The sequence below is a fragment of the Microbacterium sp. BWR-S6Y genome (assembly GCF_041379845.1).
Taxonomy (GTDB): domain Bacteria; phylum Actinomycetota; class Actinomycetes; order Actinomycetales; family Microbacteriaceae; genus Microbacterium; species Microbacterium hydrothermale.
On the sequence record NZ_JBFECV010000007.1, the window covers coordinates 198,807 to 213,580 of the forward strand.

Here is a 14,774-nt window from a genome sequence, read left to right on the forward strand (position 1 = left end):
GGAGGCGCTCAGGCCTCGGTCTCGGCGACGGCCGTCGCGGGCGCCGGGTGGGAGTCGTCCGCCGGCGCGGGACGACGCGCGGATTCGGCGAACGCGTCCGCCACGGCACGACCCTGGATGATCTGCGTGAGGTCGATGCCGGTCGCCGCCTTCACGGCCTCGAACGACGAGCGCAGGCCCGTGGCCGACTCCGTCGCGAGGTGACCGCTCGCGCCCTCGCCGCCGAGCACCGTGACGTTGCCGACGCGGTCGTAGCCCTTGGCGAACTCGGCCATCATCGGCACCAGCGCCTCGAGAGCGCGCTGGGCGAGCAGGGCTTCCTGGTTCTGCGAGAGCGCCTCGGCCTCTGCGCGGATCGCCTCGGCGCGCGCCTCACCGGCCAGACGCACGGCCTGCGCGTCGGCCTCGGCGCGCACGCGCACGGCGGAGGCCTCCTGCTCGGCGATCTGCGCGCGCGCCTCGGCCGCCTTGATCTGGGCGTAGGCCTCGGCGTCGGCGTCCTTCTGCCTCTGATAGAGGTCGGCGTCGGCGACGCGGGAGACCTCGGACTCGAGGCGCGCCTGCGTGTTCTGCGCCTCCTGCTGCAGGACGGCCTGGCGCCGCTCGGCCCGGGTGAGGGCCTCGGCCTGCTCGGCCTCGGCGTTCGCGCGGCCGACCTCGGCCTTGGCCGCGGCGCTGTTCTTGTCGAGCTTCGTCTGCTCGATGAGGTTCGCCTCGTCGGTGGCGATCTGGCGGGCACGGATCTCGCGCACCGCGTTGATGCGGGCGACCTCCGCCTCGCGCTTGACGCGCTCGACCTCGGTGGCGCCGAGGGCCGCGATGTACCCGTTGCCGTCGGTGACGCCCTGGATCTGGAACGAGTCGAGGATGAGACCCTGCGACGACAGGTCGCCCTTGATGCCCTCGGCGATCTGGTCCGACAGACGCTGACGGTCGCGCATGAGCTCCTCGACCGTCAGCGTGGCCACGACGCCGCGCAGCGCACCCTCGAGCTGCTCGGTGGTGAACTGCTCGATGGCCTTGTCCTGCGAGGCGAAGCGCTCGGCCGCGCGGCGCACCGACTCGGGGTCGGAACCGATCTTGACCAGTGCCACGCCGCTGACGTTGACGGTCACACCGTTCGACGACTGCGCGGTCGGCTCCATCTTGATCTGACGGGCGCGCAGCGAGATCATCTCGCCGCGCTGCGTGAGCGGGTTCACGATGGCGCCGCCGCCGGTGATGACGGTGATGCGCGAGGACTCCCCGTCGGCCCCCCTCTGCCGCTTACCGACGATGACCAGGGCTTCGTCGGCCTTGGCGACGCGGTACCACCCGCGTATCAAGCCCGCGACGATCAACAGGACGACGACGACAACGACGAGTGCGATGACCACGACGATGCCGATCGCCCCCAGAGCAGCAAATTCCATGGTTCTCCTTCGACAGGCGCCACGAACCGCGGCGCGGGGGAATTGCTTCCAACCTATCCGGGGCGATGCGGGCGCTGTCCAGCCCCGCAGCGCACGATCGACGTCGCCGCCGGGCCGGCCGGGAGCGTACCGTTGAGGGTGAGGCGGCCCGAACCGCCGAAGAAGGGTCCCCCATGAAGATCGTTTCGTCGCAGGACTGGCGGGATGCCATCCGCTTCGACGCTCCCGTTCTCGTCGCCGACGTCGTCCCGGGCGAAGCCACCCGGTGCGTCGCGTGCGGAACCGACGGTCCGCTCTACGAGCGCACCGAGCTGTGGGCGGTCAAGCACCGCCACCCCAAGCACCACGGCGGCTTCGTCCGCTTCTACTGCGAGGCGCACAAGCCGGCTGCTCCCCCGCCGCCGCCCGCCCCGACCATCGAGATGCGTCGCGCCCGCGCCGCGGCTCCGAAGGCCGAGCGGCGCACCACGAGCCCGAAGCCCACGCCGATCACCGATCGTCCGACGCGGGCGATGTGCCCCGACTGCTTCGTCGAGGTCTCGGCCGGCGGCGAGTGCGGCATGTGCGGCACGCAGGTGGTCTGACCCCCCTCACGACAGAACCGCCCCGGATCACTCCGGGGCGGTTCTGTCATCGGGGGGGGCTCTCAGCGAGCCGAGATCGTCCACCCGGCCTCGTGCGACGCGCCGGGATCGAGCGAGACCACGCCCGTGGCGAAGTCGTAGGCGTCGTCGTTGAAGGCATCCGGCGCGCAGGTCATCGGCTCGACGGCGAGGCCGGCGCGGTGACCCGGCGTCCCCGGTCCCGTCGGCAGGTCCGCGGTGTGGATCTGCACCCACGGGCACTCGGACGCCCAGCTCATCGCCACCGCCGACCCCGAAGGATCGGTGACCACCACGGTCGCGCGGTCGTCGGCATCCCGGATCAATCCGGTGTAGGCGTGGTCGATCTCGACGGAGCCGAGCACGCGCGGGGCGCGGTAGTCGAAGCGATCGGCGTCGACCTCGACGGATGCCAGGGCCACCGGCGCGAGACGGTCCGGGGTGACCTCGAGCACGGTGTCGGCCGGGAGCGACAGGGTCCACTCGTCGAGGGCCGCGGGGCCCGCCACGAGGTAGGGGTGCGGTCCGGTCCCCCACGGCGCGGGGGTGTCGGACAGGTTGGTCGCGCGGACGGTCTGCGTGAGCCCGTCGACGCCGAGGCGGAAGGTGGTCGACACCACGAGCCACCACGGGTACCCGGCCTGCGCGGTCACGGTCGCGGTGAGGGTGACGGCCTCGTCGGAGGCGTCGAGCACGTTCCAGTCGACCCACGACAGCAGGCCGTGCAGCGCGTGACCGCGGTTCGGCTCGGTGAGGGGCAGCTGGTGCTCGACCCCGTCGAAGCGATGGATGCCGTCGACCACCCGGTTCGGCCAGGGCGCGAGCGTCGTACCGCGATAGGCGGGACGCAGTTCGTCGGCGTCGAAGGGAACGACGAGGTCACGGCCCTCGAAGGTGAGGGAGCGGAGGGACGCACCGACGCTGGCGATGGCGGCTTCGTAGCCGTGGGCGCGCAGGACGACGGGGGTGCCCGAGACGAGCGTGGGCGTCTCGGTGGGAACGGCAGCGGTCATGACGCCATTATCCCGGGCGTGCACGCGGGATCCCGGCATCCCTCCCGAACCAGGTTCACCCGCGAACAACGAATGCCCCGACGCCGCAGGGCGGTCGGGGCATTCGGGGAGGGCGACTTACTTGAAGGCGTCCTTGACGTTCTCGCCGGCCTGCTTGGCGTGGGCCTTGGTCTGGTCCGCCTGGCCCTCGGCTTCGAGGCGCTCGTTGTTGGTGGCCTTGCCCGCGGCTTCCTTCGCCTTGCCCGCGATGTTCTCAGCGGCGTTCTTGATCTTGTCGTCGAGTCCCATGTCGGCACCTCCCGTTAGGTTTCCGGGTATCTCCCGATGTGCGTCCACGCTAGGTCGGCTCGACCGGGGCGGCGGGGGGGCTTGAAATTCGCGTGCACGTGAGGCATGCCGACCGGCTAAGTTCGGAGAATGCGCCGGGGGGAAGCATCATTCGCAGCGGTCGGTCTCGTCTCATGACCGCGCCGGACACGCTCGCCGATTTCTCGAACCTGCTCGAGGAGGCGCCGCGCGAGCCCGCGCCCGCGGGACGCGGCGGGCGGATCGCGCTCATCGTCTTCCTGGTCGTCCTCCTCGCCACTCTGGGCGGGGGCGGCGCATACGTGTGGTGGGCGTCGTCGGCCGCCCTGCCCGCACCGAGGGTCACCTCGCAGGCTCCGGTGGCGAGCCCCGGGGCCCCGGCATCCCTCGTCGTCCCCGCCGACGGATCCCTGCGGCTCAGCGTCGACGGCGGCGAGCAGTACCTGGGGCCCGACGCGTCGGGCGTGTTCGCCTCGTCGGGCGGTGACGACGCTCGACCGATCGCGAGCATCGCCAAGCTCGTGACGGCACTGGTCGTGCTCGACGCGCACCCCCTCCAGGGCGCCGACGATCCCGGACCCACGGTGTCGTTCACCGAGGCCGACACCGACCTGTACGACCGGTTCTACGTGCAGGGCGTCACGATCGCGAAGATGCCCGACGGCACCCGCATGCCCCTTCACGACGCCCTGGCGACGATGCTGCTGCCCTCGGCGAGCAATTACGCGGTCGCGATCGCCCGGTGGGGCTTCGGCTCCGAGGGGGCCTACGTCGACGCGGCCCGATCGTGGCTCCGCGACAACGGCCTGAACGACACCCGCATCGTGGATGCCACCGGGATCGACTCCCGAAACACCTCGACGCCCGGCGACCTCGTCGCCCTGGGGCGCCTCGCCGCGGCGAACCCCGCGATCGCCGCGATCACCTCGATGCGCTCGATCAGCGTGACCGGGGCGGGCACCGTGACCAACACGAACGACCTCCTCGGGACGCTCGGCGTGGACGGACTGAAGACCGGGAACCTCGGCGACGGCACTTTCAACCTCCTCTTCACGGCGAGCCTCGATGTCGGGATCGGCTCCCCGCTGAAGATCACGGGCGTGCGCCTGGGCGGGGCGACCCACGACAGCACCGACGGCGACGTGGCCCGCGTGCTGCAGAGCATCAGCGACGGCTTCCACGATCTGCAGGTGGGCAGCCTCGGCGAGACGATCGGCACGATCACCACGCCGTGGGGGTCGGAAGCGGAGCTCGTGCTCGCGAAGAACGCGGAGGTGCGCACCTGGTCGGACACCCCCGTGACGGTGACCCTCGACACCGTGACGCCGCGCACCTACGCCGACGGCGAGACCGTCGGATCCGTGACGTGGACGGCCGGCCCGCAGACGGCCACGGCCGACGTGAAGATCGCCGGCGCGATCGAGGAGCCGACCCTCCTGTGGCGCCTGACCCACCCGGGCGAGCTCGGCTGACGAGCGCCGTCGGAGTGTGCCGGATCATGCACGCTCGACACCGTCGTTTCGTCCCGGCCCGGCGGACTCCGGGCCGTGACGACGGGTGCGCGTGGCGCCGGAAGAACGGAAGTGCCACCCCCTACGATCGCCGTATGCGCCGCTCGCGAACCGCCCTCGCCCTTCCGTTCGCCGTCATCCTCGCCGTCGGACTCGCCGCGTGCACGGCGGCACCCGAGGCGGCTCCCTCGACGCCCGCGGCGGTGGACACCCCCGCGTCGTCACCCTCGGCCAGCGTCACGCCGATGGCGTCCGCCTCAGCGACGGCCGGGGCGGACGCCTCGGTGAGCGATGCCGTCGTGACGCTGTCGCTCGACGGCGCGTCATCGGCCGACGGGTCGACCCTCGCCTACTCGATCGGCGCCGTCGACGCGTGGACCGAGGTATTGGGAACCGCACCCGCCTCGTCGCCGGTGGAGGGCCCCTACGGCGGCACGCTCGCGTACACGTCGCTCGACTGGGCCGGCCTGAAGGTGACGGTCCCCGATGACGGCTCGACGAACGGCGCCCGCGTGTTCGTCTCCACCCCCACCGTGGCCGGGCACCCGATCGTCACCACCGGCGGCATCGGGGTCGGCTCGACGCGCGCAGAGGCCCTGGCCGCAGGGGCCGTCGAGGGCTTCGACGCGACCGAACTGCGCCTCGACGTCCGCGATGTCCCCGGAACGACCTCGCTGCAGCGCGCGGGCGAGACCGGTCGGCAGTACGTGATGCTCGTGCTCGAGGGCGATTCCGTCGCCGCGATGCACCTCCCCGCAGACGACTTCAGCGACATCTGAGCCGCGTCGTCGCCCCGCTCCCGCTCGACGACGGCCCCGCGACGACTCCCGCGCTCAGCGCAGGTGGTCGCGGGCCCAGAGGGCGGCGCTGGTGCGGTCCGCCACGCCGATCTGGCGGAACACGGTGCCCAGGTGCGCCTTGACGGTGCGCTCCGAGATCCCGAGCGCCGCGGCCACCTGTTTGTTCGCGAGCCCTTCGGCCACCAACCGCAGCACCTCCTCCTCGCGCGCGCTCAAGCCGCTGCCGGCGGCGGGCTCCTCGGGCAGCAGCGCCCCCGCGACCCGCGGATCCAGCGGAGCGTGTCCCGCGTGCACGGCCCGGACGGCCGCACGGAGGTCGCGGGGCTCGGCATCCTTCAACTGATATCCCGTCGCGCCCGCCGCGACGGCACGCCGCACCTGCGCACGGTCGCCGAACGAGGTGAGCACGAGCACCCGGATGCCGGGAACCCGGGCGCGCAGCGCGCGGGTCGCCTCCACGCCGTCCATGACCGGCATCGACAGGTCCATGACGGCCACATCGACCTCGACGGAAGCGACGGTGGCGAGGGCCTCGGCGCCGTTCGCCGCGGTCGCCACGACGGCGATGTCGCCTTCGGCTGCGAGGACGGATGCCAGCCCCTCGCGCACCATCGAGTGGTCGTCGACGACGAGGACGCGGATCATGGGGTCTCCCGGGGTGTGTCGGTGAGGCGCAGGCGCCAGCGGGTGCCGTGTCCCGGGGCCGTCGCCAGGGCGAGCTCGGCGCCCGCGTCGGTCGCGAGGTCGCGGAGCACCCGCAGGCCGAGGTGCCCCTCCTCCGGCGCGTCGAGAACCTCCGCGGCCTCGAAGCCGCGGCCGTCGTCGGCGACGAGCAGCTCGATGCGTCCGCGCTCCGCGGTGAGGGTGACGGTGACCGTGCAGGGGGCGGCATGTGCGACGGCGTTGCGCAGCGCCTCTTGGGCGATCCGGTAGATCAGCCGCTCGTGGGCGTCGGCGAGCGCGTCGAGCGGCGCGCGCAGGTCGAGCACGACCTCCACCCCGCGCGAGCGTGCCGTGGCCGCGAGGTCGTGCAGCGCCGAGGCGAGCCCCGATGACGTGAGGCTCGCCGGGTAGATGTCGACGAGCAGCGACCGCAGCACCCGCACGTTGCCGCGGACGGCGCCCGCGACCTCGCGCATGCCGGCGGCTCCCTGCTCTTCTCCGCGCGCGTCGGCGGCGACGGCGGCGGCCTCCGCCCCGTAGCTGGTGGCGACGAGCTCCTGCACCGGACCGTCGTGCAGCGAGCCGGCGATGCGTCGACGTTCGGCATCCGAGGCGTCGACGGCCCGCTGCAGCAGCTCCGCGCGCCGCGCCTCGGCGCCGCGCAGCTGTCGCAGCAGCGTCCAGACGATCGGGGCGGTGAGCACCACGAGGAGCAGCAGGCTGCTCGTCGTCACGCCCGCGAACCCCCGCCACAGCTCGGCCGAGCGCGCGGCCACCGGCTCGTACGGGTAGTACACCTCGAAGAGCACCTGCTGACCGCTGGGCGTCCACAGCGGCCGGTACACCTCCAGAAGGCGCGACCCGGTCTCGAACTCGTTCTCGTCCTCCGCGAGGTCGGAGACCGCCGCACGGGTCGACGGTGCCGCCAGCGCCGCACGCTGGGCGTCGTCGAGCGCGAAGGTGCGACTGATCAGCTGGGGCTCGTCGGCGTAGAGGACTCGCCCTCCGGTGCTCCAGACCTTCACCCGGATGACGTCGTCGCCGAGGATCTGCGCCCGCACCGTGTCGTCGAACGCGGCGAGCGCGTCGGCCTCCCCCGCCACCAGGCCGTCCGTGAGCACGGGCCGCACGACGGCATCGGCGAGCACGTTGGTGACCTGTGCGGCGTCGTTGACCGCCTCGCGTTCCGCCAGCCATTGCGCCCCGAACCCGGCGAGGGCGGCGACCGCGACGAGCACCGCGGCCAAGCCCGCCGCGAGGCGGACGAGCACCGCACGGGTCGACAGACGTCGCGGTGTCGCCGAGGTCGCGTGCGCCTCGACGAGCACCTGCCAGGCCGGGGCGGGCGGGTCGGATGCCACTCAGTCGTCTCCCCCGCGATCGTCGCGGCCGCCGTGGTCGCCGGCGTCGCGGCCGCCGTGACGACCGTCGTCGCGCGAGGAGGAGTCCTCGGTCGTCGAGCCGCCCGCCCCCGAGCCGCCCGTCGAGGAGTCGTCGGCGCCGGTGCGCGGGTCGTCGGTGGTTCCGGCATCCGCCGTTCCCCGGTCGTCGCCCGGCTCGACGCGATCGTCACGGGGCGCATCGCCCCCGTGGTCGTCGCTCCCCGAGGGCGCCGTCGCGTCGTCGCCGCGGGAGCCGTGGTCGTCGGAACCCGCGTCGCCCCCGTCCGTCGCGCGATCGTCGCCGGGTTCGCTCCGCTGATCCCGGTCGCGGTCACCGCCGTGGTCGTCGGCGATCGGGGTGGCGTCGGGGGCGACGCCGACCACCTGGACCGACGCCGGGACGGGCACCGGAACGGATTCCGCGAACGACGCGTTGCCCCAGAGGCCCACGACCGCGGGGGCGGCGGCGAGCACGAGAGCGCCCGCACCGATGAGGATCCGCTTCTTCATGTCATCCGTCCCTCCGCCCCTGCATTGCATTGTCGCCTGTGCCGGGGGCTGTCCTGTTCCCACCCTGCGCGAAGCGGCGCCGCGGGGCCATCGGACGATGGTCGTAGTACCAAGGTCGCATTGCCCGGTCCGAGGCCGCGGGCCGACGGTGGACACAGCTCGCCCACCGACGAAACGAGAGAGCATGAGCATCAGCACCCCGTCCCGCCGCCGCCTGACCCGTGGCACCGCGATCGTCGCGGCCGCCCTGGTCGCGGCATCCGGACTCCTCCTCCCCACCGCGGCCCAGGCCAAGACGACGTCGACGGGCGGGGACTACGCCGTCACCGTCAACGGCACGACGTACAACCCCGCTCCCGGCAAAGACGCGAAGCTCAAGGACGTCGCGGTCTCGGGACGCATCACCGTGAGCGGAACGAACAACCGCTTCACCATCGATCCGGCGACCCTCGGCGTGTACGACTACACCCTCACCGGCGCGCCCGACACGCAGCGCATGGTCACGAGCCCGACCGTGGTGTTCGCGTCGAAGGTGCCGACCCTCACCGCGGCGCAGCGCGCGGGCACCCGGCTGTCGAGCCTCGAGGTGCGTGACGACGCGCTCGTGGCGATCTTCACCACCGCCGCCGGGAAGCTGAAGATCCAGGCGAAGGACGGCGCTCAGGGCGGCATCTTCCAGATGGAGCCGGAGTTCGCCGCGCCCGTCGAACTCGTGCACACGCTCGGGCCCGGCCTGTACTACTTCGTGAACCAGTACACCGGGAAGATCAACTTCGGAAACGGCGTGGATGCCGTCGCCTCCGGCGCGAACGCTCACCAGATGCTGCTCGGCAAGGACAGCCCGCAGGTGGCGACGAAGACGTACCAGGATGCCACCGTGACCCGCTGGACGGTCGCCTCGGGCGGTCGCATGGGCGGTGTCCTCGGGGAGGATGCCGTGGAGCTCTCGGCCGGCGCGACGAACTGCACGAGCCAGTGCCAGGCGCAGAATCGCATCAACGGTTCGCTCCCCGTCCCGCCCGACCCGACGAACCCCACCCCGATCGGCGGCTGAACCCCGCCGACGCGTGGAGCCCCCGGTCGACTGGCCGGGGGCTCCGTGGCGTTCCACCCGTCCCGTCGGCCGCCCGACGCGCGCGCTGTCCGCCGGCACTCCGCCGGCTCAGAGACCCGCGGCCCCCTGTGGCCCGACCGTCGTCGGGGCGAACCCGGCGAAGCCGTCGATGCGCTGCTGCGCAACCGTGGTGCCGAGCTCGGAACGCAGGTGGGGGTGGGTCCAGTAGAAGTGCGTCGCCGCGTACACGGCACGCGGGGCGGCATCCAGGGCGAAGGTCGCGATCTTCCACGACCGCAGCTCCCCCGAGGCGAGGTCGACGTCGCGCTCGATCCGCAGGATCGGGATCTTGACCGGGCGGGCCTGCTGCACCCCGGAGTCGTTCGTCGTGGTCGCGACGACGGCCTTCACCTCCGACCACGGGATGTTCGTGCCCACCCCCTGGAACCGCACGGCGATGCCGCTGCGCCCCACCGCCACGCACTGCCGGTTGCCCCACGACGCGCGACTGCGCGAGGCGAAGAGCAGGCTGACGAAGGAGATGAGGAAGAACAGTCCGATCAGCCCGAAGACGCCCGCGATCACGTAGGGGATCGGGCCCTCCATCGCCGGGGTCGTTCCCGCCTGCAGCAGCACGGAGATGACCACCCACCCCAGGAACAGGGCGATGACGCCGGTCACGATGGTCAGGAAGAGCGGGGGCTTCTTCAGCGGAGCGACGTGCAGCCAATCGTCGGGCGCGCGCTCGAACGTGCTGTTGAACATCTCGGCGGGAAGGAGGGCCAGCCTCTTCTTGGATGCCGCCGGCCACACCCACCCGGGAGGCACGAACGCGATGCGGGGGTCGGGGGTGTCCATGCGCACCAGTGTAGGAAGCGCCCACGGGCTCACGCGTGCTCGCGCGGCGCGTCCAGGGCACTGGGCACCCCGCCGCGCATCGCGATGGCCGCGACGAGCGTCACGGCGAGCAGCACCGTCAGGTACACGACGAACCCGACGCCCCCGTCGCCGACGGTCGCGTGGTACACCAGCGGCGCCGTGCCCCCGCACAGCGAGTTGGCCACCGCGTAGCCGAATCCGACCCCGAGCGCCCGGATGTGCGGCGGGAAGACCTCGGCCTTCGCGATGCCGTTCACCGACAGGTAGCAGGTGAGCACCGCGAACGCCAGGATCAGGATGCCGAACACCGCGGGTGGCGAGACGATCCGGGCCGCGGCGTTCACGAGGAAACCGGCCCCCAGCACGCCCAGCGCCCCGAACGCGACGAGCAGCGGCTTGCGACCGATCCGATCGCTGAGCGCCCCGCCGAGCGGCTGCATCACCATGAGGACGACGAACGCGGCGAGGACCACCCCGGTGGCGGCGGACTCCGCCCCCGCTCCCCCGGTTCCGAACGCGGCCTCCCGCACGATGTAGGGCACGGTGACGGTCGCCGTGTAGAACGCGGCGCTCCCTCCCGCGGTCAGCAGGATCACCCAGACGAGCGGGCGCCCGTACCCGCGCAGCAGCTCCGCCATCGTCGCGGGGCGCCGGGGTCCGGTGGGCGTGGGTGGGGTGACGGATGCCGCCCGCCCCGCGCCCCGCGACCACCACAGCGACACGAGCCCCGCGACCCCGCCCGCGACGAACGCGACCCGCCAGCCCCACTGCGAGATCGCCGCACGATCGCCGACCACTTGCAGCAGCAGGAGCAGCGCCTGCGCGAGCACGAGCCCGCCCACGATCGTCATGGCCTGGAAGGACGCGAAGAAACCGCGATGCCCCCGCGATCCCGACTCCGACAGGAGGACCGTGGCCGCGGCGTATTCACCGCCCGTCGCGATCCCCTGCACGATGCTCACCACCACGAGCACGACGGCCGCCCACGCACCGATGCTCCTCTCGGTGGGGGCGACGGCGAGCACGACCGATCCGAGCGACATCACGGTCACCGCCATCACCAGGGCCTGCTGACGACCCCGCGTGTCGGCAAGTCGACCGAACAGCCAGGAGCCGAGCGGCCGCACCACGAACGTCAGGGCGAACAGTCCGTAGACGTAGACGAGCGAATCCGGAGAGTCCGCCGGGAAGAACTCGGTCCGGAAGTACGGCGCGAAGGTCGCGTAGACGTACAGGTTGAACCACTGCACGAGGTTCGGCACGGATCCCGCCAGGATGGCCCGCACCCGGGCGCGCCGTTCCGGCTGCGGCCGGGTGCCGGCCGGGTCAGGACGAGTCATGAGACGACCCTAGAGAACCGCGGCTAGGCGGAGGGCCCTCCGAGCGCGTCGACGATGAGCCGCGGATCAATGTCCAGGTTCTCCGCGGAGACGGTGCGACGCCGCCGCCGGCGCCCGTCGTGCCGCGTGAACACGACGAGGGACGTCGACAGCAGACCGGATGCCGCGCGGATCTCGGCACGCGTACCCTCGCGGGGCCACTCCTCGGCGCGCACCCGCGGAGCGAGACCCGACGGTCGTTCGAGGGCGGGGAACTCCACCGTCGTGGGAGTGATCGCGACCGCGAAGTCCGGCATCCGCGGCCGTCGCCGCAGCTGACGCACCCCGAACACGCCGATCGCGAGGGGGACCGCCAGCGGCAGGACGAGCAGAAGTGCGGCGCCCCCTCGTCCGTCCGCGGCCACGACCACGATCGGCAGCAGCGTGACGAGTCCCCACAGCGCCGCGAGAGCCAAGGCTGCGACGCCCTGCCCGCGCACGAGCTTCCGCAGGGTGCGTTCCACCGCCGCCCGCGCGGCCGGGTCGTAGCGCGCGATCATGGTCTCTCGGGGAGTCAACGATCGTGCCATTCCGTGCGTCGCGCGAGCCTCAGTTGTTGAAGCGGAACTCGACCACGTCGCCATCCTGCATGACGTAATCCTTGCCCTCGAGGCGGGCCTTGCCCTTGGCGCGGGCCTCGGCGACCGATCCGAGCTCGAGGAGGTCGGCGAACGAGATGACCTCGGCCTTGATGAAGCCCTTCTCGAAGTCGGTGTGGATGACACCGGCCGCCTGCGGCGCCTTCGCACCCTGCGGGATCGTCCACGCGCGGGCTTCCTTGGGGCCGGCCGTGAGGTAGGTCTGCAGACCGAGGGTGTCGAAGCCGATGCGGGCGAGCTGGTCGAGGCCCGACTCGTCCTGCCCGGTGGAGGCCAGCAGTTCGGCGGCGTCCTCGGGGTCGAGGTCGATCAGTTCGGACTCGATCTTGGCATCCAGGAAGACGGCCTTCGCGGGGGCGACCAGGGCTGCGAGCTCATCCTTCTTGGCCTGATCCGTGAGCACGGCCTCGTCGACGTTGAAGACGAAGATGAAGGGCTTCGCGGTCAGCAGGCCGAGCTCGCGGATCGGCGAGAGGTCGAGACCGGATGCCGAGAGCAGCACGCCGCGCTGCAGCGCGTCCTGGGCAGCCTTCGCGGCGTCGAGCACCGAGGGGTCGAGCTTTTTGCCCTTGACCTCCTTCTCGTACCGGGTGATCGCCTTCTCGAGGGTCTGGAGGTCGGCGAGCTGGAGCTCGGCGTTGATGGTCTCCATGTCGCTCGCGGGGTTCACCGCTCCGTCGACGTGGACCACGTCGTCGTCGGCGAATCCGCGGACGACCTGGGCGATGGCATCCGCTTCACGGATGTTCGCGAGGAACTGGTTGCCGAGGCCCTCGCCCTCGCTCGCCCCGCGGACGATGCCGGCGATGTCGACGAACGACACCGCGGCGGGCACGAGCCGCTCGCTCTGGAACACGTCCGCGAGCTGCTGCAGGCGCGCATCGGGAAGGTTCACGACCCCGACGTTGGGCTCGATCGTTGCGAACGGGTAGTTCGCGGCGAGCACCGAGTTCTTGGTCAGGGCGTTGAAGAGGGTGGACTTTCCCACGTTGGGAAGGCCGACGATTCCGATGGTAAGAGCCACGGGAGTCCAGGTTACCCGGCTCGGGCCGCGCCCACCTGCGTCAGGGCCTGCGTGCGCGGAACGCGTGGGTGACGTACGGTAACGCCACAGTGCCCCCGTCGGCCAGTCCGGGGACGGATGCCACGACCTCGTCGACGGCCGCGTCGATGCGCTCACGCGTCGAGGGGTCGGCCGTGATGATGTCGCTGCGCGAGGACACCAGCTCGCGCAGGACGGGGAGGGTGAGGTGGCGCTCCCACCTCCATTCGCGATGCTCGAGCGGCCCGAACGGCTCGGCGACGCGCGGACCGGTGGTGGCGAGCAGCACCTCGGCGTTCGATCCGCCCATGGCCGCGGTGAGACGTCGGACCCAGTCGACGGCGTCGTCGCGGATGTTCCAGATGAGGCCCAGCGAACCGCCGCTGCGCAGCACGCGGCCGACTTCGCGCGAGGCCGCCTCGACGTCGACCCAGTGCCAGGCCTGCCCCAGGACGACCGCGTCGAGACCGGCGTCGGGCAGCGGCAGGTGCTCGGCGGTACCCGCGAACGTGGGCACACCGCGCACCGCTTCTCGCAGGGCGGCGAGCATGTCGGCATCCGGATCCACGGCCACCAGGTCGGCGCCCAGCTCGACGACCGTGCGCGTGAGCTTGCCCGTTCCCGCCCCCACGTCGGCCACGCGCAGGGCGCGCCCCTCTTCGCGGACGGGCTCCAGGAGCCAGGCCACGGCGTCGGCCGGGTAGCCCGGACGCCCCGACTCGTAGGCGGATGCCGCCTGCCCGAACGACGTCGACTTCTCACTGCGAGCCATGCCCCCGACCCTACGCCGCCCCTCCGACACCGCCGCAGGGCGATCGGACCCGCCTTCGGTGGCGTTTCCCACGGCGCGGGAGCCGTCGCGCGGAGTCGGTGCTCGACGCGCCGATGCCGGAGGCCGAACGCCGGCGTGTCGCCGGTGAACTCCGCGCGACGGTGCCCGTCGACCCCTCCACCGGGGAGGGCGGACCTCGGCGCGCCTCCCGGGCGACGCCCGTCCCACGGCGCAGGGTGAAGACGTGGCACTGGATTTCACCGCGATCGACTTCGAAACGGCGAACTCCAGTGGTGCGTCCGCGTGTGCCGTCGGGCTGGCGCGCGTGCGAGGCGGTCGGGTCGTCGCGACCGCGGCCTGGCTGATCAAGCCGCCGCCCGGGCACGACCACTTCGCGCCGATCAACATCGGCATCCACGGCATCGAGCCCGCCCATGTCGCGGACGCCCCGTCCTGGAGCGCCCAGCTCGAGCGGCTCACGGCGTTCGCCGGCTCGGACGTGCTCGTCGCGCACAACGCCGGGTTCGACATGTCGGTGCTGCGTCGCGCCTGCGCCGCGACCGGCGAGGACTGTCCCCCGTACCGCTACCTCTGCAGTGTGCAGATGTCACGCAAGACTTACACGCTCGACTCCTACCGGCTGCCGCTCGTCGCGGCGGAGGCCGGCTGCTCTCCCTTCGCCCACCACGACGCCCTCGCCGACGCCGTCGCCTGCGCCGAGATCACCATCGACTGCGCCCGACGCGCCGGGGTCGACGATGTGCAGGGCCTCGCCGCCCACCTGGGCGTCCGCATCTCGCAGATCGCCGCCGAGCCGGCCGAACGCGCCGTCGCCTGAGCGCGTCCCGGT

General features: G+C 72.2%; 16 protein-coding genes. 5 read left to right on the forward strand and 11 right to left on the reverse strand.

Annotated elements, in window-relative coordinates:
- Positions 1 to 8: 8 nt before the first annotated feature.
- Positions 9 to 1,412 (reverse strand): SPFH domain-containing protein, encoded by a 1,404-nt coding sequence (locus AB1K56_RS15315; RefSeq protein ID WP_371206347.1) that lies wholly within the window; start codon positions 1,410 to 1,412, stop codon positions 9 to 11.
- Positions 1,413 to 1,585: 173 nt separating this feature from the next.
- Between AB1K56_RS15315 and AB1K56_RS15320 the strand changes: the two genes are divergently transcribed.
- Positions 1,586 to 1,996 carry a glucose-6-phosphate dehydrogenase gene (locus tag AB1K56_RS15320; protein WP_136585268.1) on the forward strand — a complete coding sequence of 137 codons (411 nt, stop codon included), beginning with the start codon at positions 1,586 to 1,588 and terminating at the stop codon, positions 1,994 to 1,996.
- A gap of 62 nt (positions 1,997 to 2,058) precedes the next feature.
- Here the strand turns inward: AB1K56_RS15320 and AB1K56_RS15325 are convergent, their stop codons facing one another.
- Positions 2,059 to 3,027 (reverse strand): aldose 1-epimerase family protein, encoded by a 969-nt coding sequence (locus AB1K56_RS15325; RefSeq protein WP_264631132.1) that lies wholly within the window; start codon positions 3,025 to 3,027, stop codon positions 2,059 to 2,061.
- A gap of 117 nt (positions 3,028 to 3,144) precedes the next feature.
- The gene (locus AB1K56_RS15330) at positions 3,145 to 3,315 is read right to left on the reverse strand and encodes a CsbD family protein (RefSeq protein ID WP_136585266.1); all 171 of its coding nucleotides are present in this window, start codon (positions 3,313 to 3,315) and stop codon (positions 3,145 to 3,147) included.
- 173 nt (positions 3,316 to 3,488) lie between these two features.
- Here AB1K56_RS15330 and AB1K56_RS15335 point away from each other — a divergent pair, with 173 nt between their 5' ends.
- Both AB1K56_RS15335 and AB1K56_RS15340 read left to right on the forward strand, forming a co-directional pair.
- Positions 3,489 to 4,805, forward strand: a complete 1,317-nt coding sequence (locus AB1K56_RS15335) for a D-alanyl-D-alanine carboxypeptidase (RefSeq protein WP_371206348.1) — start codon at positions 3,489 to 3,491, stop codon at positions 4,803 to 4,805.
- Between the two features lie 134 nt (positions 4,806 to 4,939).
- Positions 4,940 to 5,623 carry a hypothetical protein gene (locus tag AB1K56_RS15340; protein WP_371206349.1) on the forward strand — a complete coding sequence of 228 codons (684 nt, stop codon included), beginning with the start codon at positions 4,940 to 4,942 and terminating at the stop codon, positions 5,621 to 5,623.
- 54 nt (positions 5,624 to 5,677) lie between these two features.
- Here the strand turns inward: AB1K56_RS15340 and AB1K56_RS15345 are convergent, their stop codons facing one another.
- Genes AB1K56_RS15345 through AB1K56_RS15355 form a run of 3 tightly spaced genes read right to left on the reverse strand, consistent with a single transcriptional unit; the run spans position 5,678 to position 8,199 of the window.
- A complete protein-coding gene (locus AB1K56_RS15345; RefSeq protein WP_371206350.1) occupies positions 5,678 to 6,289 on the reverse strand; it encodes a response regulator in 612 nt (203 codons plus the stop codon).
- A complete protein-coding gene (locus AB1K56_RS15350; RefSeq protein WP_371206351.1) occupies positions 6,286 to 7,668 on the reverse strand; it encodes a sensor histidine kinase in 1,383 nt (460 codons plus the stop codon). Before AB1K56_RS15350 ends, AB1K56_RS15345 begins: the two co-directional genes overlap by 4 nt.
- Positions 7,669 to 8,199, reverse strand: coding sequence for a hypothetical protein (locus AB1K56_RS15355; RefSeq protein ID WP_371206352.1), 531 nt, complete (start codon positions 8,197 to 8,199; stop codon positions 7,669 to 7,671). It abuts the gene before it with no gap.
- Positions 8,200 to 8,383: 184 nt separating this feature from the next.
- On the opposite strand from AB1K56_RS15355, the gene AB1K56_RS15360 reads away from it, so the two are divergent.
- Positions 8,384 to 9,253, forward strand: a complete 870-nt coding sequence (locus tag AB1K56_RS15360; protein WP_371206353.1) for a hypothetical protein — start codon at positions 8,384 to 8,386, stop codon at positions 9,251 to 9,253.
- A 108-nt stretch (positions 9,254 to 9,361) separates the two neighbouring features.
- Here the strand turns inward: AB1K56_RS15360 and AB1K56_RS15365 are convergent, their stop codons facing one another.
- The 5 genes from AB1K56_RS15365 to AB1K56_RS15385 are packed head-to-tail and all read right to left on the reverse strand — an operon-like array spanning position 9,362 to position 13,924.
- Positions 9,362 to 10,111, reverse strand: a complete 750-nt coding sequence (locus AB1K56_RS15365; protein ID WP_371206354.1) for a hypothetical protein — start codon at positions 10,109 to 10,111, stop codon at positions 9,362 to 9,364.
- Positions 10,112 to 10,140: 29 nt separating this feature from the next.
- Positions 10,141 to 11,472: an MFS transporter gene (locus tag AB1K56_RS15370; RefSeq protein ID WP_371206355.1), complete on the reverse strand. Its 1,332-nt coding sequence runs from the start codon at positions 11,470 to 11,472 to the stop codon at positions 10,141 to 10,143.
- 23 nt (positions 11,473 to 11,495) lie between these two features.
- Entirely contained in the window at positions 11,496 to 12,011 is a 516-nt protein-coding gene (locus AB1K56_RS15375; RefSeq protein ID WP_371206356.1) for a hypothetical protein, read from the reverse strand.
- Between the two features lie 49 nt (positions 12,012 to 12,060).
- Positions 12,061 to 13,134 (reverse strand): redox-regulated ATPase YchF, encoded by a 1,074-nt coding sequence (gene ychF, locus AB1K56_RS15380; RefSeq protein WP_371206357.1) that lies wholly within the window; start codon positions 13,132 to 13,134, stop codon positions 12,061 to 12,063.
- Positions 13,135 to 13,174: 40 nt separating this feature from the next.
- Positions 13,175 to 13,924 (reverse strand): class I SAM-dependent methyltransferase, encoded by a 750-nt coding sequence (locus AB1K56_RS15385; RefSeq protein ID WP_371206358.1) that lies wholly within the window; start codon positions 13,922 to 13,924, stop codon positions 13,175 to 13,177.
- A 244-nt stretch (positions 13,925 to 14,168) separates the two neighbouring features.
- Between AB1K56_RS15385 and AB1K56_RS15390 the strand changes: the two genes are divergently transcribed.
- Positions 14,169 to 14,762: a 3'-5' exonuclease gene (locus AB1K56_RS15390; protein WP_371206359.1), complete on the forward strand. Its 594-nt coding sequence runs from the start codon at positions 14,169 to 14,171 to the stop codon at positions 14,760 to 14,762.
- Positions 14,763 to 14,774: the final 12 nt, after the last annotated feature.